This is a genomic window from Pseudomonas sp. PDM25, assembly GCF_019219045.1.
Lineage (GTDB): Bacteria > Pseudomonadota > Gammaproteobacteria > Pseudomonadales > Pseudomonadaceae > Aquipseudomonas.
Genome location: NZ_JAHUWL010000014.1, coordinates 90,509 through 110,599, shown reverse-complemented (window position 1 = coordinate 110,599; position 20,091 = coordinate 90,509). Strand labels below are relative to the sequence as shown.

The 20,091-nt window shown below is 52.4% G+C and carries 23 protein-coding genes and 1 pseudogene; 17 read left to right on the top strand and 7 right to left on the bottom strand.

Annotated elements, in window-relative coordinates; translation table 11 throughout:
* Positions 1–103: 103 nt before the first annotated feature.
* Positions 104–1,036, bottom strand: coding sequence for a restriction endonuclease (locus KW848_RS23995; protein WP_218538260.1), 933 nt, complete (start codon positions 1,034–1,036; stop codon positions 104–106).
* 627 nt (positions 1,037–1,663) lie between these two features.
* Here KW848_RS23995 and KW848_RS23990 point away from each other — a divergent pair.
* The 5 genes from KW848_RS23990 to KW848_RS23970 all read left to right on the top strand — a co-directional run bounded on the left by KW848_RS23990 (position 1,664) and on the right by KW848_RS23970 (position 4,359).
* The gene (locus KW848_RS23990; RefSeq protein ID WP_218538259.1) at positions 1,664–1,924 is read left to right on the top strand and encodes a hypothetical protein; all 261 of its coding nucleotides are present in this window, start codon (positions 1,664–1,666) and stop codon (positions 1,922–1,924) included.
* A 17-nt stretch (positions 1,925–1,941) separates the two neighbouring features.
* Positions 1,942–2,262 (top strand): hypothetical protein, encoded by a 321-nt coding sequence (locus KW848_RS23985; protein ID WP_010466309.1) that lies wholly within the window; start codon positions 1,942–1,944, stop codon positions 2,260–2,262.
* Positions 2,263–2,280: 18 nt separating this feature from the next.
* Entirely contained in the window at positions 2,281–2,517 is a 237-nt protein-coding gene (locus tag KW848_RS23980; protein ID WP_218538258.1) for a hypothetical protein, read from the top strand.
* Positions 2,518–2,658: 141 nt separating this feature from the next.
* A complete protein-coding gene (locus KW848_RS23975; RefSeq protein ID WP_218538257.1) occupies positions 2,659–2,922 on the top strand; it encodes an antirestriction protein ArdR in 264 nt (87 codons plus the stop codon).
* 171 nt (positions 2,923–3,093) lie between these two features.
* On the top strand, positions 3,094–4,359 hold the full coding sequence (locus tag KW848_RS23970; RefSeq protein WP_218538256.1) for a hypothetical protein: 1,266 nt from the start codon (positions 3,094–3,096) through the stop codon (positions 4,357–4,359).
* 385 nt (positions 4,360–4,744) lie between these two features.
* Here the strand turns inward: KW848_RS23970 and KW848_RS23965 are convergent, their stop codons facing one another.
* Positions 4,745–5,392, bottom strand: coding sequence for an SOS response-associated peptidase (locus tag KW848_RS23965; RefSeq protein WP_218538255.1), 648 nt, complete (start codon positions 5,390–5,392; stop codon positions 4,745–4,747).
* 124 nt (positions 5,393–5,516) lie between these two features.
* Positions 5,517–6,158, bottom strand: coding sequence for a hypothetical protein (locus KW848_RS23960; protein WP_218538254.1), 642 nt, complete (start codon positions 6,156–6,158; stop codon positions 5,517–5,519).
* 502 nt (positions 6,159–6,660) lie between these two features.
* On the opposite strand from KW848_RS23960, the gene KW848_RS23955 reads away from it, so the two are divergent.
* Positions 6,661–6,945: a hypothetical protein gene (locus KW848_RS23955; RefSeq protein WP_256365262.1), complete on the top strand. Its 285-nt coding sequence runs from the start codon at positions 6,661–6,663 to the stop codon at positions 6,943–6,945.
* A 304-nt stretch (positions 6,946–7,249) separates the two neighbouring features.
* On the opposite strand, the gene KW848_RS23950 is transcribed toward KW848_RS23955, so the two are convergent.
* Entirely contained in the window at positions 7,250–8,287 is a 1,038-nt protein-coding gene (locus KW848_RS23950) for a hypothetical protein (protein WP_218538252.1), read from the bottom strand.
* Positions 8,288–8,728: 441 nt separating this feature from the next.
* On the opposite strand from KW848_RS23950, the gene KW848_RS23945 reads away from it, so the two are divergent.
* The 3 genes and pseudogenes from KW848_RS23945 to KW848_RS31930 all read left to right on the top strand — a co-directional run bounded on the left by KW848_RS23945 (position 8,729) and on the right by KW848_RS31930 (position 10,434).
* Entirely contained in the window at positions 8,729–9,169 is a 441-nt protein-coding gene (locus KW848_RS23945) for a LexA family transcriptional regulator (RefSeq protein WP_218538251.1), read from the top strand.
* Positions 9,166–9,612 (top strand): annotated as a pseudogene (locus tag KW848_RS31935) (ultraviolet light resistance protein B); the annotation flags it as partial. The gene KW848_RS23945 and the pseudogene KW848_RS31935, both read left to right, overlap by 4 nt.
* Positions 9,613–9,903: 291 nt before the next feature.
* Complete coding sequence (locus tag KW848_RS31930) at positions 9,904–10,434, top strand: DUF4113 domain-containing protein (protein WP_256365271.1); 531 nt, start codon at positions 9,904–9,906, stop codon at positions 10,432–10,434.
* Positions 10,435–10,505: 71 nt separating this feature from the next.
* Here the strand turns inward: KW848_RS31930 and KW848_RS23935 are convergent, their stop codons facing one another.
* Positions 10,506–10,811, bottom strand: coding sequence for a hypothetical protein (locus KW848_RS23935; RefSeq protein WP_010466333.1), 306 nt, complete (start codon positions 10,809–10,811; stop codon positions 10,506–10,508).
* 58 nt (positions 10,812–10,869) lie between these two features.
* Positions 10,870–11,334, bottom strand: coding sequence for a conjugative transfer protein MobI(A/C) (gene mobI, locus KW848_RS23930; RefSeq protein WP_010466334.1), 465 nt, complete (start codon positions 11,332–11,334; stop codon positions 10,870–10,872).
* 509 nt (positions 11,335–11,843) lie between these two features.
* Between mobI and KW848_RS23925 the strand changes: the two genes are divergently transcribed.
* The 3 genes from KW848_RS23925 to KW848_RS23920 all read left to right on the top strand — a co-directional run bounded on the left by KW848_RS23925 (position 11,844) and on the right by KW848_RS23920 (position 14,711).
* A complete protein-coding gene (locus KW848_RS23925; RefSeq protein WP_218538249.1) occupies positions 11,844–12,863 on the top strand; it encodes a ParM/StbA family protein in 1,020 nt (339 codons plus the stop codon).
* 622 nt (positions 12,864–13,485) lie between these two features.
* Positions 13,486–13,881: a helix-turn-helix domain-containing protein gene (locus KW848_RS31925; protein ID WP_256365260.1), complete on the top strand. Its 396-nt coding sequence runs from the start codon at positions 13,486–13,488 to the stop codon at positions 13,879–13,881.
* Entirely contained in the window at positions 13,785–14,711 is a 927-nt protein-coding gene (locus tag KW848_RS23920) for an IS3 family transposase (protein ID WP_309140083.1), read from the top strand. Before KW848_RS31925 ends, KW848_RS23920 begins: the two co-directional genes overlap by 97 nt.
* A 49-nt stretch (positions 14,712–14,760) precedes the next feature.
* Here the strand turns inward: KW848_RS23920 and KW848_RS23915 are convergent, their stop codons facing one another.
* The gene (locus KW848_RS23915) at positions 14,761–15,456 is read right to left on the bottom strand and encodes a hypothetical protein (protein WP_148306051.1); all 696 of its coding nucleotides are present in this window, start codon (positions 15,454–15,456) and stop codon (positions 14,761–14,763) included.
* 453 nt (positions 15,457–15,909) lie between these two features.
* On the opposite strand from KW848_RS23915, the gene KW848_RS23910 reads away from it, so the two are divergent.
* The 5 genes from KW848_RS23910 to KW848_RS23890 are packed head-to-tail and all read left to right on the top strand — an operon-like array spanning position 15,910 to position 19,613.
* A complete protein-coding gene (locus KW848_RS23910) occupies positions 15,910–16,470 on the top strand; it encodes a transglycosylase SLT domain-containing protein (protein ID WP_218538248.1) in 561 nt (186 codons plus the stop codon).
* On the top strand, positions 16,467–16,973 hold the full coding sequence (locus tag KW848_RS23905; RefSeq protein ID WP_010466342.1) for a hypothetical protein: 507 nt from the start codon (positions 16,467–16,469) through the stop codon (positions 16,971–16,973). Before KW848_RS23910 ends, KW848_RS23905 begins: the two co-directional genes overlap by 4 nt.
* Positions 16,966–17,403, top strand: a complete 438-nt coding sequence (locus KW848_RS23900) for a hypothetical protein (protein WP_218538247.1) — start codon at positions 16,966–16,968, stop codon at positions 17,401–17,403. The genes KW848_RS23905 and KW848_RS23900 overlap by 8 nt, the downstream gene beginning before the upstream one ends.
* 1 nt (position 17,404) lies before the next feature.
* Positions 17,405–18,178 (top strand): FlhC family transcriptional regulator, encoded by a 774-nt coding sequence (locus KW848_RS23895; protein ID WP_218538246.1) that lies wholly within the window; start codon positions 17,405–17,407, stop codon positions 18,176–18,178.
* Between the two features lie 4 nt (positions 18,179–18,182).
* Positions 18,183–19,613, top strand: coding sequence for a 3'-5' exonuclease (locus KW848_RS23890; protein WP_218538245.1), 1,431 nt, complete (start codon positions 18,183–18,185; stop codon positions 19,611–19,613).
* Positions 19,614–20,091 lie beyond the last annotated feature (478 nt).

Genomic DNA, 20,091 nt, shown 5'->3' with positions numbered 1-20,091 from the left:
CCCAACTCGATACACGAAGTCTCTCAGATCACCGCAAAGCGCAAGCCCCTTATCCACTATGACTTGGGCGAAACGATCCCTCGCATCGGCACGACGAGTAAGTTCATTCGACCAACGTCCGGGTTCCACGGCATGAAGGGAAGTTAAGGCATCCCAAGAAAACATTGTTCGAAATGCCCTGACTGTTTGATTGAGAGAAACGAGGCTTCATTCCACCGCCACAGCGTGGGCATAGCTGCTTGGCCTTTTCCATTTGCATGCATTGGTCCCCATCCAGCTCTTGATTTGCCCCTCGCGCAGCAGTGACACCAGCTGTTACGGCAGCCGACGTACCGTTCATGGACGGCGGATTCTGCTCACCTGTAGAAACTGTCCCAAACCACTCAACAAGGCGATTTCCGTCAATTAGGCGCACGCTTGTTCCCTTAGCGAATTTCCAAGCATCCTTGGTGAATACACCTGAGGTAACCACATACCCCCCTGCCGCTCCTCGAGCAGACATTACGCCATAGAGTTCGCGCACGACCTGAACGCTCACCTTTTCCGCGCGCCATTGCTTGCATTGAACCAGGAACAACTCGCCTCCGCGGCGCAACTCAAGATCGATACCACCATCAGGTCCCTTCGCCGTTTCATTGACCGCGTATCCCTGCCTGCGGAGAGCTTCGCCTACCATCCGCTCGAATTGATCCCAAGTCAGATTGCGGATTAGAACGCCAGGTTGAGAGGACCGGGAGATGCTTCTAAATTTTCGCGCGCGGATCGTTCGTTTAATCCATCCCAAAATCCCGCCCAATAGAAAAATGGGCGGAATTACAAACTGTCCTATGAATGCGGCCAGCCGAAGAATGTAAAAGCCGATTGATTCAGCGAGATAGCCCGTTTGTACGACCCCCATTGTCGGTAACTCAGAACCACCGTAGTAACGCAGCGTCACGAATGAACCGCCTGCGATTAGTAAATTCGCCCACAGAGGCATCTTCATCGCCACTTTCAGAAGGTCATCGAGGGTCGAGGTCCTGCGCCGATAGGCCATATGGTGCTCCGCAATCAAAAAATGACATTTTGGGGGAATGAAGTATGTACGAACTGCCGATTGGCCCCTGCCCAGGTACTCATCAGTACTTTTAGTGTCGTTCAGGCAGTCATTCTGCTGGCGGTATCACTGGCGCGATAAACTGAAAACTTCTCCAATAATGGGTTCTGCATAGATTCTGGCAAGTTTCTGCATGTCTACGCTGACCAGCTGGAGGGCGAGCACGAACCCTATCGGCGCTGGCAGTCGAGGCGCTGGGGTTAACTGCTCCCATAAGGGGGGTTAACTTCGAGGTTGCGTTATTTCTTGTCGTGGGAAGATTGCGTAGGTCGATGCTGCGAATTCAACTCATGCCCAAGCAGCGACCTAATGAGGAAAAGGCAGCATGAAATATTGGATTGCAATGGGCAGTTCGTGCGGCAGCGTCAAGGTCGCTCAGAAGAGCAACCTACCAGTTGCAAAGAACAGGTCCGAACAGGTGAGCGCTCAATCCTCCGTTGCGGGAATGAACTCACTGCCCAGCAGGATGTACCCGCAAAAGGTGTGGCTGCAAAAGCAGCTCAGGTGGTGTGATTGATGCGCCCCCGACGTGTGTTTGACAGATCCATAGGCATAGGAATTTCGATCATGAAAACTTGCAAGCCCAAACAGCAGAATTTGTCATGGACCCGCAAGGTGGAACAGGTGTTGCGTAAACTCAATTACCAGAGAGCACGCAAGCATCAATGGGGTTCTTTTTGGTCCGTGGGCTTTTATGGCTTGCTGTGGAATACCTTTTGCGAAGTAAAAGCGACTCATTTTTTCGGCGATCAGGCGCAAGAATTAGAGCGCCGTATTATCAGAATTGAACACAGGTATATTCGCCGAAAAGTCGTCATGCCTGCGTGAGCAAACAAGAGAATCAGATGATGATAGTGATACTTGAGTTTTTGATTTTTCTGTTCCTGCTGCCGTACATCCTGTTTGGCGTATTGCTCGCCAAGATATGGGAATCGGTCTGCATGGTCTTTCAGCCGGTTCTTTTGCTTGTTGCGGTCTGGATTGCTTCTCTTGGGATGTTTTTCCTTCCAAGCATGGCACCCAACGATCGCCCGTGGCTGTCGCTGGTTGAATCCATCGCACAAAGCCATGTGTTTGGCGTACCAACACCATTTGCCATTTTTGGCATAGCAGCATGCGTTTTGATCGTGTCTGTAATCGCGAGACAACGGGATCCTGCTCATTGATCTGGGAAAAGACCAAGAATGAATGACAACGAGCTGGAGAAGTTAAAACGGCAGTTAACCGCCCATATTGAACATCAAACGCGGTGGGTGCGCAGGATTCCCACCCTGCTGGGCGTTTTGGGAATCGTGTTGACCCTGATTGGCTACTGGCGTTCGGTTGGCCCTCTAACCGCTCTTGGCGCATGCGTTAGCATCGTAGGTTTCGGCGCTCAAGCTGTCCTTTGGGTTGGACTTCACGATGAAGACAAGCGATGAAAGGATTGCCTATGGTCCCCAATGGGAGATGCTGCACCGACCAGGACAAGTCGCGCAATTAATCAAGACATGGACTAAATTCGGGTTAAGTCCGTAAAAGAGGGTGCTTTTGGCTCCCCTGGATCGAGCAGGAAAGGATCAATGGGCGAACTTCTCGAAGCGCTACGTGCAATAGCCACCAATTGGCGAGCAGCCAACCTAGAACACCCTGGCGGCGTCGTACTGATATGGCAACGATCCGTTTACGGCTGGAAGAATTCGTTGCGTGACGCGTCTCACGAGCGCCCTGGCGTGTATGCCATTGACGAGGCTGGCCACGTCTTCATTGCCGAAGGCGGCGACGAGTACAACGGCGCTAAATGCTGGGTCGTAGCTGACACGACCAACGATGAACAACGAGCTTAGGCCGACAGCATTGCTGGGCAGTTCGAAACGATTCGTGACCAGGTTGTCGCAGCGGAATACAGAAACGATCTGAGCGATGAGGAAATTGCCGAGTTGCGGACAAAAATGGCGGAGCTATCGAGCCAGTATTTCAATTTCACCGGCGAATCCCTGAAGTAACAAGGAAAAATCATGTCTGATGACAAAAACACAAAAGCTGAACATCCGCGTGTGTTGTTCGTCGACGAGATGAGCAGCTACATGGGCGGCCTAAACGATCGTTTGAAGGAAGACCTGCGCGAGATAGCTGGCGTGCCCAACGCCAAATACCTGGTCAGGGATGGGATGGTTTTCGTCTTCGATAAGTTGGTTCAACTGGTGAAGGAGCGCCAGGAAGGTCAGTCAGACACGCCACTGGCCGAGCTGGCCTGCAGTATGATCGACGAGGCCACCGTTTCGGCAAAAGAGGCGGTCGAGGCCTGGGGCGTAGTACCAGTTCCCTACGAAATGAAAGCCTTCGTTGCTGGAGAAATAGCCCAAACGCCAGCGAATAGTCTTCTAATCCGGCACCGCCCTTTCAACGCTTACCTGCCAGGGTCTTACCAGGACGAAAACGACGTAAAAGCTGTATTCGCCAATTTCCTAGTAGGTGGAGTTCAGGCTGGTAGCGGTGATTTCACCTATCGTGGACAGCCAATGACGCTGTGTGAGCCCCTAGATCTGGCGCTGCTGCCGACGCGGCCTGTAACCCGTGAAGGTTTGGAGCCTGCAAGCTGGGTCTACACCGAGTTGGGTAGCATCACCTTCGAGGCCGGTTTTGAGCCCGTCCCGGAAGAGCTGTTCAATCGAGTGAAGGAATCAGAAGCGAGTTGGCGTGACGATATCGCCCGCGCAGCTAAGCACGTTCAAAACCGGGCTGACGAATTGTGGGCTCAAACGGCAGATCTGCGAATCGAAACGCTGAACGACCCGTCGGATGAGGTTCCGGAGTACGGCCTGGAAGACTTGGCGGAGCTGCGATCGTATTACCCCGAGCTGTCCTTGCTGTCGGACGGCTCTCTCTACTCATTGTTCGATGTATTCCAGATGGAGTGTCGGTTCATCAATGGGTGGTCGGCGAACCGTGACAATGACTTTCTGTTTTATCTGCTTGGTAAGGTAGTTGATCGCAAGAACGATCACGAGTCGGCGAAAGATGTCGGGGAATGGGTTGCTGATGCCTTGCTGCACGGCGACACCCTGGATGCGGCTCTGGGTTTCGGTCGTGATGCCGCTCGGTACAACAAAGCAATTGGCAAGCTTGCGCACCGTGTAGCCTCAGCCATGCGGTTCCTGGCTGAGGACAAAAAGGCAACTGATCTTCGTGGCCACTCCATCACGACAATGGGGGACGCATTCCGGAACGGCAGGAAATTCAACACCACGGTGATGGTGGTAGAGCAGAAGCTTCCACTCTGATCTCACCGGCGAAATACAGCTGCACCACTAGCCCCGCAATGTCGGGGCTATGTCACATCTGGGGGTACGGTTTGCGCGCCCACGTTGAGGGACGGCCGCTACACCATTAATCTGGATGCATCTTCGACCATGATGCAGTAAGCAGGACATTCCGATTATGCCGACTACCAACATCCCGCTTGTTCTGTATGTGTACCGCTGCACCGCGTGCGGCCATGCGGGCGAGTTGAGACTGCCTGAATCCTCGCCAGAGGTGACTACAGCGTGCTCCGCTTGCGGGGCCGAAGTTCGGGCAGAGTGGGACGGCGGCGTAGAGTTAACCACCAACGTATCCGAGTAACAGTCAAGCCGTCCCGGTCACCCTAAGTTTGCAATTAGGAGCGTCCTAGCCGATGGTTGCTACCAATCGATCGGCCGGATACTGCCTCAGAAAACTCATAGTGCTGCTGATGGGCGCGTCCAACCACTCGTCAAACTGTGCCGGGGAAAGGATTGCCACCATCCGCTTTTCGTCGCCGGGCTTGTGAAAGTTTTCCATGAGCTGGTGCCCAGAGGCGTTCACAGTCAGCATCGTGAAACTCAAGCCTTCTCCCTTCAATGGATCCTCTGGACGCCTCCACTCCCAGAGTCCAGCAATCCCCATGAGCTCTCCGTCCGCGCGGGCGATTCGCGTTGAGATAGCCTTTCCGGTACGCCAGTCAGGCTCGAAAATGCATTGTGCTGGGATGATGCACCGCTGGCCTTTTTTCCAAGCGTTTCTAAACGATGGTTTCTCCGCGGCAGTCTCACTGCGCGCGTTGTAAGTGGACCGAGCCAGTGCCGCGGACTTCGCCCAAAAAGGAAGAAGACCGAAAGTGCCTGCCGAAACGTCGTATCGAGGCACTGCATCGTCCTGGGCATCGGCATGAGGGTGACGTCGTACAAACGCGCCTGTGTAGCCAGGCCACAGATCCGTCACGTAGTCGCCCTCAGGCTGCGTACCGAATGCGATCGCCAACTGCCGTGGTTCTGGTGCGTGAAAGTGGCTGCACATGTCTAACCCCCATTCTCAATTGGGCGTCCATAACCGACTGGGGACGCCTTCAGGTGTTGGAATCCATTTACGGACATTGGTTCTGCCCGCGGGACGACACGCCCCTCCTGCCCTACCCTCCCGCTTATGCACCTCCGGGAGATGCAGCTGCAGGCGCAGAGGTGAACACCGTCGTTTTCGCATGAGCTTCGTTCACAAATGCCGTGATGTACTCAATAACCCGCGGTTTCAGTCGTGAGTAGTGCGTACCGAGATCCTCAATAGGTTCACGCTCGACCCAGGCAGGAAAGGCCGTGGCCAATTTCGTATCGACCACTGAACTGTTGTGTTTGACGCAGTTGTTAATCATCCGCAGTTCATTGGCCGCGTCATAACCAGCCAAACTCGGGCAATCGATCAACCCAGACTTGCCTGCAATCAGGTCCTGTTTTTTTGCGGGAGCTAGACCCGGAAATGTTCCTCTCAGAACCTTGCTGATCTGGATTTCTACCAAGCGGTGAAGGCCGACGATTGAAAGCTCCTCCCCGAGGCTTCTAACCTCCTGAGCCTGGTGGTAGTCATCCTCGAGAGAAGACACAAAGCCCTCGAAATCCTGCTCGTGCTCGAAATCACTAGCGGACACACCTCCAAAGGACTCCCTGAGGGTTTGCTCTTGGGCGGAAATGGAACGGTAGAAATGATCTCGGAACTCGTCGAGCACGTCTGTATTGAAGTTCAAATGCATCAACTTCATAAGGGGCCCAAGGCCTTGGTTTTTCTTGAACATGAAAAATCGTCCCCGCCTCACTCTATGTGAATGCCCGGCTCAAAGACCAGGCGTAACGGGGACGATCATAAACAACTTGGGGATGTGTGGCAGCTTAGGTATCTCGGACAAGCACGACTTAAGGCACCGGCAACCGATCAGCGTATTCGCCGTCGGCATTATGCAGCTCCTCTGCCTGCGCATTCACGCTGGAGGAATCGGTACCGATCGCACCAGGGCAGCCTCAAATGCCGCCGATACAATTTGGCTCCCTTTTACAGCTTGCTGGCACCGCCCCCTCAAATGGACATGATATGCAAGGTAGGCGGTCAGCTGGGCTCACCAAACTTGAGAACATCCTCTCACCCTATTTGGGATGTGCAACGGGGGGCAAACCAGATCTGTCACAGGTGAGTAAGCACGCGGACTCTATTGCCTAGACGCACTGTACCTTTCGTTTCACTTCGGGACTTGCGAATATGCGCGCGTGATACCAAATGGAATTTCCACGCTCAACCTGGACATGCACTTGAAACTTCAATACGAACTGCAGCTCAGCGCCTCTCGAAATGCCGTGTGGATACATGCCAGCGATGGTTCGACGGTTGGCCGCTTTGGGAGGATGGGCATCGACCTTCACAACACCGTGACCGAACAGATGGCCGGAGCCTCCGAGTGCCGCCTTTGCACCCACGGACAGCCCAGCATGGAAGATTGGGAACTGTTTCGTGCTAAGGCCCTTGAGTGGTGGGGATTATCGGTACCAGTTGATGCGTTCGATAAAACCTTTCTAAACACGTCTGCATAGTCCCGCGGTACACCAGCTAGGCCTACTCCAATTTTGGCCGTGTATCAGCTGTAATTGGACAGGTTGCAAAGCTGGCAGCTGGCACCCGCCTTTCATTTCCACGATCGGCCACGCAGGATCGATCATGTATGTCCAAACGGGACGATACACTTACCCCATAGTCAGCTCATCATCGCGTATAGCCCTAAACTGACTATGGAGTAAGAAACGTATGTCTGTTTCTGAGCGCTACCAACCTCGCGACTTGACTGGAACGCACCCACACCATGCATCGGCGCCAGCGACCTGACGTGCCGGTTGGCTTTCAACCTTTGGTTTCGTCCCGCAGGTTGCGCGGCCCCACAAAACGCATCACCACCAAACTTGCCAGCATTCCAACCGCGCTGCCGAGCAGCAACCAAGCGCCAGGAGCGATTGCGGGGCTGTCCGTGAGCAGGCCCAGCCCGCCTGCAATTGCAGCGCAACCAACCGACCTGAAGAACGGCTTGGCCTTCAACTGAAGAGGAGCAAGCTCGTCGACGCGTCGCTCGATCTCCTCCGCACCTGCAGCGGTCTGTTGTCTGATCGACTCGCCGAACTTAACGAGGTCTAGCGTCCGTTCGTCTTCCGCTGTCGTATTCTGCTCTCGGTGTAAGCGCCGATCGTAAACTGCCTTCCGGACTATCGACTCGTCAGGCAGTCCTGGTACGGAATTCCAATGGCATGTTTTGACGCCATAAGCGCTGAGAAATCGAATCGAGACGTGCGGTCGTTTTAGGACCTGAAGATAACGCTGATCAAGCACAACGACCCACTCATCCCTATCATCACTCGGCGCAACGATCATCATCCGCTCCGCAGCAGGGTATTTTGCTTCACTGACCCAGGCAGCAATTGATGACTGCTCGTGCCTTCGCATCAACGCGACACGGTGCTTGCCTTCGTGTGCAAAGAAAATCCCCAGTGCGGGATACCAGATGTACAGCACATCATCAGATGTGCAGAAGTCGCTCTTGTATTTGGTGATCCTTTTCCAGACTTCATCGTCACTGACGTCCTCAGGAAATCCCCCAATGTTGGAGCCGACGACGTAGCGAGGATCCACGTAGGCACGCAAGGCCCGCTGTTGCAGGTCCTGCTCCCAATTCAAGAAAGGTAATACCAGCCGCATAAAGTCGCTTGGCCAATATGCACACGTGTTACCGCGTGCTGAGGCCATCCAGTCATCCTGAAGAGCCTGGCTCGCTCCGCTTTTGGAAAGTCTGTCCAACGTGATTTTCAGGTCGCACAAATATCGGACTTCACGCTCAAGGGCGTCCGGTACCGTCGATTGCAACAGGTTCAGTGGTTCATCATTTTTCACGCAAATGCCACCTCACATAACACTGCCGACGTTCGAGCTCGGGGCACGCATTCCTTTCGGCGGATTGAAGGAGACACGCTTTCAGAACTGGTCCCGAATCCGTAATGGATTGTCATCTCGGCTCCTCGATTGGTCGTCCGATTCTGACTCTAGGTTTCGGAATTGTTGCGTCTGTTCGTGACGCTGCCGCAGGCCAGAGGCTCACTGTTCGTATAATACGGCTAGCGCATGAAAATGGTCGTAGTTGGACTTCTCACCATACGGAATTACCCCTTAATCAGGTAGATATCCCGATTTCGAGGGATCGGCTTCGCACCGCTTCGCGGGTCGTCTCCCTAGCCATTTTTTCCCTGCGCAAGCGCCTTTCGGCGCGTGGAATTTGTGGCGAGTGCCCTTCAGTGTATGCTTCGCCCATATACTGTACATTCATACAGGCACAACATGAACGATATTGCCATTCTCGGGCGCGTCCGCCTCGAACTTCCCGCCGCGGCACTTCCCTTCTTCACATCGACGCTGAGTTGCGGCTTTCCGTCTCCTGCAGAAGATCTGATCGAGGAAATGAGCTCGCTGGACGAACTCGCCATCTCGAACCCACCGGCAACCTACCTGGTGCGATGCGCCGGGGACTCAATGATTGATGCGGGGATCTATGAGGGCGACGTCATTGTCGTCGAAAGATCCAAGAAGGCTGTGAATCGTTCGATCATCGTTGCTGTCTTTGAGGGCGAGTTCATCTGTAAAAGATTAATTTTTAGCGCCGGTAGCGTTCTGTTATGCCCTGAAAATAATAATTATTCTCCGATTGTGATTAAAGACATCGAAAACCTAGTGGTGTGGGGCGTCTGTACCTTCAACCTCCACAAGCTATCCACGATATGACCCGCAAGGCGTTCATACTTATTGATGCCGACAATTTTTACTGCTCCTGTGAAAGAGTTTGGCGGCCTGAGCTCTGGAATAAACCGGTGGTCGTCGCTGGAAGTGGTGATGGTTGCGTTATTGCTCGTAGCCCTGAGGCCAAATCTCTCGGAATCAAGATGTCCGACCCTGTACACCTAGTCCGGGAAGAACATTGGCGCTCGGGACTTATTATCTGTTCCGCGAATTTTCCACTCTATGGGGACTTGTCCTCAAGGATGATGCGCACCATCGCGCCCCTTGTACCCGCCTTGACGGTTTACTCAATCGATGAGGCCTTTTGTTTATGCGATGGAATGAGCGATGACCAGTTACACCAGGTGGCTGTACAGATCCGCGCAAGGGTCTTGGCATGGTGTGGGCTGGGAACTGGTGCTGGCATTGGCCCCACCCCCACCCTGGCAAAGCTCGCGTCCTACGCCGCGAAGCGTGTGACGAAAACCGGACTGGTCAACCTAATGCAAACCGAAGACCGGCTCATGATGCTCCACCTCGCGCCCGTCTCCGAGGTTTGGGGAATTGGACCTGCCGTAACTGAGAAGCTCCGGTTGATGGGGATAAACACCGCGGCGCAATTCGCTCAGCTCCCGCGACACGTTGTTGAAAGGGAGTTTCCTGTCACCGTCCTGAGAACCCAGCTAGAGCTCAATGGCGTCTGTGCTGTCCCTCTGACTGGAAACGACGGAGTACGTGACATGATCAACGTCTCCCGCAGTTTCACCGCGAGAATCGAGTCAGAGAAGGACCTGGTTGCTGCCACTGTGGATTTTGCCGCTCGGGCTTCGGCGAAACTGAGGCAGCAAGGTTCAGTGGCATCCGCCATGCGGGTATATGCGCGAACAAGCCCCTTTGACAACAAGCAGGCACCCTACGCTAAAACGGTGACCGTCCCTTTCTCTCAGCCGGTGGCTGATGCTCGGGTCTTCGCTCGTAGCGCCGCACAAGCCGCACGATCGATTTACAGGCCTGGCGTTCGTTTTTCTAAGGTGGGGATTCTGCTCATGGGGCTGCAGTCCGCAACGGAAATGCACCAGCAAGACATGTTCGGATATGACGCTGGCGCGGAGGAGAGAGTAATGGGGGCAATTGATCAGATTAATGCCAAATACGGTCGAGGTACCGTAAAGCTTGGTCGTTCGATTCTGTCGGCTGAAGCAGAAGGTCGCGGTAAAAACGTCAGCCCCGCTTTCTCGTGCCGGGTGTCTGACTTGAAATTGGTTTACTGACAGGAACTACTGCGCACTACTGCAAGCAGCAAGCTGCTTGTCCCTGTCCATTTTCCCTTCGGGCTGCGACCTCAGTCCTTCTTACTGAACACCAGAGCAAGGTGGTTCCGCTGTGGTGCAGTCTTACCCCACGCCTCCTCGATACGTTGCTTCGCGTGGACTTGTGCCGGCATTAATGGCTGGTGTCCGTGCTCCAGACACTCCAGGGCGGTACCCTGACCTGCCTCCTCCAGATAGCGGTACGGCGCTTCTATGAACGTCGCAAAGGGGACGCTCGTTATCCGACTTACCCTGGCTTCACAGTAAATGTCTGCCCACAGGTTTAGCTCGTTACGACCTATGGTGATTGGGGTGCCCGCATCGCCTTCGTTGGACATTTGTTTTCCTTATGGTTTGAGATGGCCAAAGCCTACAACATGTCAGCGAAATGCAACCCTAGATAGGAGGGTTGGCATTGACCCTGCGCTGCAGCTCGAGCAGTTGCTTACGCGCCTTCATGTTCATGACCAAAGCCTCCCGAAGCATTGCGAATTTTGGTTCGTATTGGTGAAACAGCTGCTGAAGCCAGTAGTCCGCTTTTCTGATGACCGCATTCGGATTGTATGTGTAGCCATCCCCTTTCCTGATCACCTCCTGCCGTTGCCTCTTACCACCACCTGGCTTGTCGGAAAAAATAATTCGCGTCCATACGATAGACACCGAGCCTTCTCTGTTTGTCTTCACTTGGACACTCCGATAGAGAAGCTTGCCCTCATCCTTGGCATCTTGGATGAAACCATCTTTCAACCGGAGGGCTTCGGTTCTGAGTAGGTCGTGGATGGCATCGCACTCCTTAATCATTGGCAGGTAACGGGCACTCAGCTCGCCGCGAATGGCAGCGCCAGTGATAGGTTCGATCATTTCACTACCCTTATAAGAGAAATCCAGCGCCCCACATTTCCCTTATTAGGGTCGACATCAATCGGCGCCGAGCAGCAAGGGAAAGGAGGTCTACACACTATTGCGATTTCTAAAGTCACATTTCCCTTATAAGGGAAATTTCAACAGACTCTATAATCATTGATACCAAATCGTATCTTCATTTCCTTTATAAGGGAAATATAGATCAAAGCGCTGAGGCTGAACGGCCGAGACCAAACCACCGTTTTTTCAGGGGTTAGCAGGGCATTTCGATTGATTTTTTGATCGCCCGGACATGGGGTCGAATTGGGGGGTTGCATATCTGAAATCGATGGCAGGATTTGAACGTAGGACGTTTGTAGACCGTTTGTTGTTTGCCGGAATGCCAACGTCGTTGCGCATACGTTTTTTGAAACCCATCGCGAGTGGTCGATTGACGAACGATTGTCGACCGATTGTCACCGCGACTTTTCAGAGCATCTAACCCAAGCAAGGCGCTAAGGAGCACCATGGCCACTAAACAGAAAGGCACCCAACCATTTGTCGTGGGATTGGATATCGGCTATTCGAACGTCAAGCGCGTTTCTGGCTATGCCGACGATAACGATCCCGAAGTCGTAGTTCGTCCAGCACAAGCGGCTCCCATGAGTAGCCTCAACGGCAATTCGACGCTTAAGGAAGGTGAGCACTTTGTGCACGTCAATAACGTGCCATGGGTTGGATTTGTAAGCCCTGGTCGGGCAGGAGTGAAGCGAGAGCTTCATGCTGATTACCCTGCGACAGATCTGTACAGAGCACTGTTTAACGCATCCATCAGCGACGCATGCAAGGATGGTCGGACTGAAATCGATCACCTCATCACTGGCCTACCTGTAAATCAATCACGCAACCCGGACCTGGTTGAGCGACTGACCAAACAGCTTTCGGGGACTCACGTGGTCGCGCCTAAACGCGAAATAACCGTGCACAAAGTCACCGTGCTGCCTCAACCGGTGGGCATTCTCAACCACATTTACGCATACCATCCTGACGCCGAAATTTTGGATGAGTCGGTCGTTCTCGTCCTCGATCCGGGCTTCTTTTCCGTAGATTGGGTAGTTTTCCGCCGTGGGGACATTGTGCGGGATTCGTCGGACTCCTCTATGGATGCGATGAGTGCACTCCTTGATGCCGTTAACGCCGAAATTGCCAAAGACTTCGGCGGTAACGGTCCAGGGCGGGACAAAATCGAGATCGCCCTGCAGAGCGGCAAGCAATACGTTTACCTGTATGGTGACGCGGTTGAACTAGCACCCTACATACAGCGAGCATCCTCAGTCGTCGCGCCGAAAGCGCTTCTCAACATGAAGCAGCAGATGCGCTTTCTCGAAGGCGAGGCCATTGACTATGTGCTGTCCGGAGGGGGTGGCGGCGAGTACTACCTTGAAGCTGCAAAGGACGTATTTCCTCGCTCCAAAGTGTTATCGCCTCCTGCGCCAGTTGCCCCTGTTGCTTCTGTTGCCTATGGCTACTTCCTACAACATCAGTAAGGAGTAGGTGATGAGTGAGATGGATGATGACGAGTCGACCCTCAAAACGCTTGTGAAGCTCACTGCGGAGTCAAAGCTTCTGTACCAGGACCTTCAGACCACACCTAAAATGCGAAGGGCCCGACGCCTCATCTATCTCGCTCAGATGGGCTTGATGGCTGAAAAAAGCATGGAAGCTGGGCATTCGCCCATAGGGCAAGTCTCTTCGGTTCCTGCTGGTCCTCCAGCAATAACCCCTGAAAAGGTCGTGGTTAAAGCAGGCTGCACGTCACTAGACGAGGGGAGGAATTCTAGCGAACGAGTCTGCAGTGTTGTCGAAAGCTCAACAAAAATCCGGGAGGAAGAACAGACTCACGCCGGCAATCTGCCACCTCCATTCAGTGAAACCGCTGTCGGCCCTGCCCTGCCAGCCGAAAGGGTCGTACGCATTGACGTAGAGCCTTCCCGGCCCAGGGCTTCTGAACCGGCCGGAGCTGTTCGGCAAAGGCGAGCCCCCGGATGGTCGGCAGACCTAACCAAAACATCATAAAAAAAGCCCGCAAAATATTGCGGGCTTTTTTTTAAAATGTGTCTCGTCCTGAATAAGGTTTACACCTTCTGGCTTCTCATCAGGAAGGTGCAAATGAATACGGGCGTAAAACGCAGTCAGCGCGATTACACGCTGACTTTTAAATTGTCGGTAGTCGACCAAGTCGAAAAAGGCGAGTTGAGTTATAAAGAGGCTCAACGGCGCTATGGGATTCAAGGCCGGTCGACGGTGCTGGTTTGGTTACGCAAACATGGTCGTCAGGACTGGAGCCAAGGCGCTTCCATTCGCTCCCAGAGGGTCCGACCGATGGATGAGCCCACTTTGCCATTAACTCCCGAGCAGAGAATTAAAGAGCTTGAGGAGCAGTTGGCGCTGGCGAATCAGAAAGCCAAATTCTTCGAAGATGTGGTCGATGTTCTGAAGAACGACTACGGCGTATCCGTCGTAAAAAAGCGGCCCGGCAAGTCGTTGCGCAAACCCAAACCCTGAGTGTCAGCAGGGCTTGCCAGTTTATGGGAATCAGTCGCCAAGCCTTTTACAAGCGTGATCGGGTCTATCGAGCTCGGATCGAGCAGGATCAGAAGCTCATGCAGTTTGTGCAGGAGATCCGCGTACGCCAACCCTGCCTGGGCACACGCAAACTGCACTCATTGATGCATGAGAAGCTTGATAAGCCAGAGTTGCATGTTGGCCGGGATCGTTTATTTGAGGTTTTGCGCGAGCATCGGCAGTTGGTTCGCAGGAAACGGGCTTATCACAAGACGACGGACAGCCATCATCACTTTCGATGCCATCCCAATCTGCTGAAACCTGGCCCGCAGCAAGTCGCCGCTTCCGGTCCGGAACAGGTCTGGGTGGCGGATATTACGTACCTATCCACCAAGCGGGATGATCCGGTGTACCTGAGCTTGGTGACGGATGATTTCTCGAGGAAAATTGTCGGTTATCACGTGCATGGCAGCCTGCATGCCGACTCGGTAGCCCAAGCCTTGCGCATGGCGCTGAAGACCCGTCGAACACGCCAGAAACTGGTTCATCACTCCGATCGAGGTGTGCAGTACTGCTCAGCGCTATATCAAAAGCTCCATGCCAAGCATGGCATCACATGCTCGATGACCGATGGTTACGATTGCTATCAAAACGCCAAAGCAGAGCGGGTTAACGGCATCTTGAAAAACGAACTCTTGCTCCACCGGCCGACAGACTTGGCACAAGCGGAGCAGATGGTGCGGGAGGCAGTCTTGATCTACAACCAGGAACGCCCGCACCTGTCCTTGAAATACAAAACGCCCGATGCGGTGCATCGGGCGTTAGGGTGAAACAGGTGTAAACCTATTTCAGGACTAGACAATGTGAAATATTTGTGAATTAAAGTGCGCTTAACGAAACTTTACAAACCAATTTTCCAATAACAATTGTATCGGGACTCTTAAGATCGCCCGTTTCCGGCGTAACCGATACTGTTGTGCCCATGATATTTGGATTGGTTGAAGTAAGTGCAAAACCTGTAATTACAGGAGAAACCTGACGAATAAGAACTGAATTACGCATCGCGATAAGAAAAACACCTTCGTCAAGTGAATTTCTTGTTATGTCTACAAGGACAATATCATTCCTGCCAACTACTCCTGCCATGGCGTCAGTATTTACCGATACCGCTCTCGTTCTATCAGGTGTCAGACCGTACTCAGACAACAATCTAAGAGGAATGGGCAACGTCTTCATCACCGGATCTACACCACCTTCAGCAGGAGCATGGGGTATGAAATTCAGCGTATAGGCCAAATTTTCCGGGGTTTGTACCAATAAAGATACAGCATCTCCGGTTTCAGGTACGTCGGATCCAGTGCTTAGATACTCGACTGTAGTTTCTAATGCTCGGGCAAGAACGATCAGTCGTTCCCTAGGGCAAGATGTTCCCTTATAGAGCATATTTTTCACCGTCGATTCCGCCTCCTCAATCAAGTGAGCCAGCTTCGTCGCTGAAAGATCCTTCCTCTTCATCAGCTCCTGCACTCGACTAACGAAAGCCTCATGAGTTACGGCTTCAGGTGAATACTGCATTTGTGAGCGGTCCTCGACTATTGCGACCCTGGTGTCACTTCCGACGATGCAAGACTTCGTAGGATTAGGTGTAGATCAGCGTACGCAAAAGGGAAATTTTCATTTATAGGCGGGTCAATTTACACCTATTCATAGGTTCAGATCAAAACAGAAATTCAAATACGTATCAGGGTAGATTTACCTGATGTCAGTGTCAGATTAAGTAATATCATTTTGACGTCACAATAGTGGCCTTTAAGGGCAATGGATCCAAAAACCTCACCTTTTTTAGGGAAAACCTTAGGAGTTCCCCAAAAATCTAAGGTTTTTCCTACCGCTCGTCCGGAAAATAGACCTTGTTTACACTAAATCGGGGTCACATCGTGATGAACCATCTTGAAACATCCTGAACCATGAGTAGAATGCGCCGCATTAACAGCGTCACATTTACACAACGGATGGGGTCAGATTGCGATGGAATGGTTCAACAAATCGCTGATAGCAGCAGTCCTAACTGGGATTGTTAGTCAGCACGCCGCGGCATTCAGCCTGAAAGGGACCGTGTGGGAGCAGGAGGCCAACCGCCAATGCAAGGTTGACCCAAAGCTCCTCTATGCGTTTGCAATTGTTGAATCAAAGAAATACGCAAAGCAGATGGTCACTCCGAATCCTTATGCTTTGAACATCTCTGAAAAGGCATTCCACCCAGCGACCAAAACTGAAGCTGCGACCCTTTTGACGAATGCTTTGACAAAGACTCGATCAGTTGCCGTGGGTGCTATGCAGGTCAGTCTTCGCTGGAATGGTCATCGAGTGGCAAACCCTAGTGAGCTTTTAGACCTCCGGACAAATGTTCGTGTCGGCACCGAAATTCTCTGCGAGTTCTTAAAGGGTGGACAAGGTGATCTACCACTCGTACTGGGTCGGTATCACACACCGAATAAAGACCTGGAAAGCGTAGCCCGCGAATATGGCCGCAACGTAATCGCTGTGTGGCGCAACCTGATAGTCCTGGAACAAGAAGGTGCCAAATGATGGACGCATTTGCTTTAGACCTGACTCTACGCCTTGCCAAGGAATGGGCCGTCAACAATGATCCAGCTTTTAGCCGATACTTCGATCTTTCCCCAGTGGACCGCTTGTGGATCGTTAATGCCACCGACTCAGACCTCTCTGAAGTGTCAGCGATACCCACGTCGATCTTGTTTGTTAACGTCGGAGATTTAGGGGCCCAAACTCCGGTATTCCGCACACCCTCTCCAGCTGTGACTGCGATCAGCCAAATCCTAGGTGCCGTCGCGGACGATCTAAAGACACGCGGCCGGGTTGCTCGAATCAATTGGGGAATCAACAGCGAAGAGAAAGCCGATTGGCTGACGAAAAGCACCATGAAAGACAGGATGCTGCTCGCCGATCAAGGGCGCGTTACGTTCTCGGCGAGAACCCCATTCAGCAAGATTCAAGTGGGTTTTCCGGATAGCAACGTGAGGATTGCCAATGTCATGAGGATATTGTCAGGAGGCCGCCGCAGTGAATAAACATCACCTGGCACTACGCCTTCTCAAAGCCGGTATGAGCTCAGTATTGGTAAGTATTCAAACGGGCCTCTCTTCTGACCAGGTTTTGATACCTGTTACGCGCAAAATACGCTCGATCCGAGATGTAAGCACAGCTAAATCACTTCCTCGCCTTGAAGAGATTCTGGAAAGTGCAACTAAGGCTTCTGATGGCGCAGCCTTGCTCCTGCTCTACACATCGAAGGCTGTTGACTGGCAAATACAGATCGACATTGATGCCCTGGTTAACGCGTATGAGGCATACCTCCGCGAATACTTGGGCAGCGCTGGGGTTAACGCCCCCTCCCCTCTTTCACTTGATGAGGCGTGGATTCTCACTCGAGAGCTCAGGTCCACCAGCGAAGTATCTCTGCATAACAAATTAATCTGCAGCATTATGAAAGGGCGTTGAAATGGACGAATCACTTGCCAAAACCCTCGTTCACGTAGGGTTTCGATCCGCAATCATCCGAATCCACACAGGCATGACTCGTAAGCAGGTCACGAGCTTGCGTAAGCGAGAAGGTATTGTTGGTCCATCCGAATCCGGCCCCCTTCCTAATGCAGAGAGTCTTCTCGCCAAAAAGGAAGCAACCCTAGAAGCAAGCCTTTTCATGCTGGCGTACTTGATCACGGCCAAATCGCCGAGAACAACGATCGACGTCGAAGCTGTTATGGCTGCTCACTCACAGTACTACGACTGCCATGCGGCACTCCGTAACGGTCAACTCGACTTAGAAAACGTTCTGGAGATCGATGACGCGTGGGTTATCGCCCGTGACTATCGCTCCAAAGAAGTAACCATGCGATCTTGCAGCACCTGCCATATTGAATTCGTGGTGAGCATAAATCGTCCTAAACATTGCTGCCCCCTATGCGATGGTGTCCAGGTCCGTGACCGCTTCCATTGCGATCACGCTGATCGAGCTGTTTCTAAGCGGTCAGTTGCAGAGTTGATCGAGCTATCCAGAAAAGTTACCCAGTGGGCGAATTGGGGTTATTCGCCTACAGAAATTCAGAAGGAATTGGGAATCTCGCAAAAGGAATTTGATGCTTGTACAAAACTCCAAGGTTTCACCGATCAGCAGCTTCAAGGTGTGCTCGACAAGTACACAAGCGGTGACTCTCTTGTTAAAGCGCTATTGAAAGATTCCCGTTCGCGGCCTGTGCATTCAAAGGTGCTGTAAATCCATGCATGCGCCGACAGAGGAGCAGGCAGCATTTAGAAGGGCCGCTGTGGAGCTCCTAGAGGCTCCACGAGGTGTTATTAAATCAACCGCTGGGGCAGGTTGCGGAAAAACCACCGCGTTAAAAGGGGCAGCTTTAGACTGCCGTAAAGCCGGCGCAAGCCGGCTTCTTGTTTTGGCATTCAGTAAAAATCTGGTTACCGACCTGCAGGCTACATTTGGTGATGTTGCGGCTGTGCGAAGGTTCAATAGCCTGGCATTTGAATGGGCACGCAATAGCATAACTGGGCGTAACGTCGGTCAGATCTACGCTGCACATGTCATTGAAGCCTTTGATTTAAATAGTAAAAAGCTACCAATTGATCACGTTCACTTTGCAAAGGTGATCATTGGTGTCCTTTCGAATTACTGTTACAGCAGCAACCGCGAGATCAGCCGCCATCACATCCCTTCCTGGGTTCAGGATCCTGTCGTAGGTGACCTTGCCGCAAAATATGCTCAGGTCCTTTTCAATGCGTTAAGGCCTGGCGCCAAAACCCGTTTAAACCTCCCCCATGACGTGTATGTTAAAGCCTGGCAACTCGACGGATGTAATGGGCTATCCGTATTCGATCAGGTCTACATGGACGAAGGAAACGACGCCACAGACGTCATGCTTTCATGTCTAGCATTCGCACGCCGTGCCTGCTACGTGGGTGACGCAGGGCAACAGATCTTTTCGTTTCGTGGATCAAAAGATGCGATGCTCAAGGTTCCTGGTCGGCAATACCCGCTAACCCTTTCATTCAGATTCGGCCCACAAATTGCGAACCTTGCAAATGAAATTCTCTCGAAAAAGTCCACCCCTCCCCCAATAACGCTTCGCGGAATGGCCGGTAAAGCCGGCCGCATCGGACCAGTGCCATCAAAGGAACCACATACTCGGTTGTTTCGCACTAATACCGGCGTTATCCGTGACGCCTTGGTCCTTGGGGATATGGCCGAGTCTTACGCAATAACAGGGGACACAAGTGACATCCGGGAGAAAATCTATTCGACGTATGCCCTGATGAGAAACTCATCAAGGGAGGCAAGGCATCCTGCATATGCCTTCTTCAAAACCCATGACGATCTAGCGCAATGGGCTGCGAGCAACCCACTTTCAGAGATTGGCCTGATTTATGATTTAGCTAGAGACTACTCGGAAAGGGAACGCGACCTGGACAAGATACTTTCGAATCGACATCCCCCGAATAACCCTCGAATTCAATTGATGACCTGCATTAGAGCAAAAGGTCGGGAGTTCAATAACGTCGTAGTGAGAGATGATTTCCGCACACGATCAACCAGCGGTTTCAGGCCCCCCTCCCCCACCCAGTTAGATGATGAACTTAATCTCCTTTACGTCGCGGTCACACGAGCGAGGTACTGCGTTGAGCTGCAACCCGAGTTTTAACCACATCTAACAGAAAGCCCTCCGGGGCTTTTTTTGTACCTGAGATTTACGATGTGTGTTCCTTCGTAATTCCCACCATGGGAATTATATACTGACATTTGTTGACCGATTGTCGACCGAAAGTAGCTCGGTTGTTTCGGCAGCGCATCTGCACGTAATCCTTCATCGCAATTGCCGACCGCTAGTCGATCGTTTTTCGCCCGTTCGTGCCCCCCCCCCAATCAAGCTGCCAAATTAAATCGGATCCGCCATAATTCTTAATAGCGGCGACGAATGGTCAGGGTGATTGAGCGGTAGTGTGTCAGCGACATTCCTTTCATTACCCCATAATCAGCTGCAGCATTAGGATGGACGCCGTTCAACAGCATCCCATTCGCCCCTCGCCTTATCATTTTTATTTAGGCGGTAAATCCAATTCCCACCATGGGAATTTCAACTATCAACTTTAGACTCTGCCTGCCTGAGGGGCTCACCACAA

Coding starts and splice junctions, on each gene's coding strand:
- KW848_RS23925 (WP_218538249.1), top strand. CDS start 11,844: ATGGCCACTAAACAGAAAGGCACCCAACCATTTGTCGTGGGATTGGAT.
- KW848_RS23945 (WP_218538251.1), top strand. CDS start 8,729: ATGAACGATATTGCCATTCTCGGGCGCGTCCGCCTCGAACTTCCCGCC.
- mobI (WP_010466334.1), bottom strand. CDS start 11,334: ATGATCGAACCTATCACTGGCGCTGCCATTCGCGGCGAGCTGAGTGCC.
- KW848_RS23975 (WP_218538257.1), top strand. CDS start 2,659: ATGGGCGAACTTCTCGAAGCGCTACGTGCAATAGCCACCAATTGGCGA.
- KW848_RS23960 (WP_218538254.1), bottom strand. CDS start 6,158: ATGTTCAAGAAAAACCAAGGCCTTGGGCCCCTTATGAAGTTGATGCAT.
- KW848_RS23935 (WP_010466333.1), bottom strand. CDS start 10,811: ATGTCCAACGAAGGCGATGCGGGCACCCCAATCACCATAGGTCGTAAC.
- KW848_RS23890 (WP_218538245.1), top strand. CDS start 18,183: ATGCATGCGCCGACAGAGGAGCAGGCAGCATTTAGAAGGGCCGCTGTG.
- KW848_RS23910 (WP_218538248.1), top strand. CDS start 15,910: ATGGAATGGTTCAACAAATCGCTGATAGCAGCAGTCCTAACTGGGATT.
- KW848_RS23905 (WP_010466342.1), top strand. CDS start 16,467: ATGATGGACGCATTTGCTTTAGACCTGACTCTACGCCTTGCCAAGGAA.
- KW848_RS23995 (WP_218538260.1), bottom strand. CDS start 1,036: ATGGCCTATCGGCGCAGGACCTCGACCCTCGATGACCTTCTGAAAGTG.
- KW848_RS31925 (WP_256365260.1), top strand. CDS start 13,486: ATGAATACGGGCGTAAAACGCAGTCAGCGCGATTACACGCTGACTTTT.
- KW848_RS23915 (WP_148306051.1), bottom strand. CDS start 15,456: ATGCAGTATTCACCTGAAGCCGTAACTCATGAGGCTTTCGTTAGTCGA.
- KW848_RS23970 (WP_218538256.1), top strand. CDS start 3,094: ATGTCTGATGACAAAAACACAAAAGCTGAACATCCGCGTGTGTTGTTC.
- KW848_RS23990 (WP_218538259.1), top strand. CDS start 1,664: ATGAAAACTTGCAAGCCCAAACAGCAGAATTTGTCATGGACCCGCAAG.
- KW848_RS23895 (WP_218538246.1), top strand. CDS start 17,405: ATGGACGAATCACTTGCCAAAACCCTCGTTCACGTAGGGTTTCGATCC.
- KW848_RS23955 (WP_256365262.1), top strand. CDS start 6,661: ATGCACTTGAAACTTCAATACGAACTGCAGCTCAGCGCCTCTCGAAAT.
- KW848_RS23965 (WP_218538255.1), bottom strand. CDS start 5,392: ATGTGCAGCCACTTTCACGCACCAGAACCACGGCAGTTGGCGATCGCA.
- KW848_RS23985 (WP_010466309.1), top strand. CDS start 1,942: ATGATGATAGTGATACTTGAGTTTTTGATTTTTCTGTTCCTGCTGCCG.
- KW848_RS23980 (WP_218538258.1), top strand. CDS start 2,281: ATGAATGACAACGAGCTGGAGAAGTTAAAACGGCAGTTAACCGCCCAT.
- KW848_RS31930 (WP_256365271.1), top strand. CDS start 9,904: ATGATCAACGTCTCCCGCAGTTTCACCGCGAGAATCGAGTCAGAGAAG.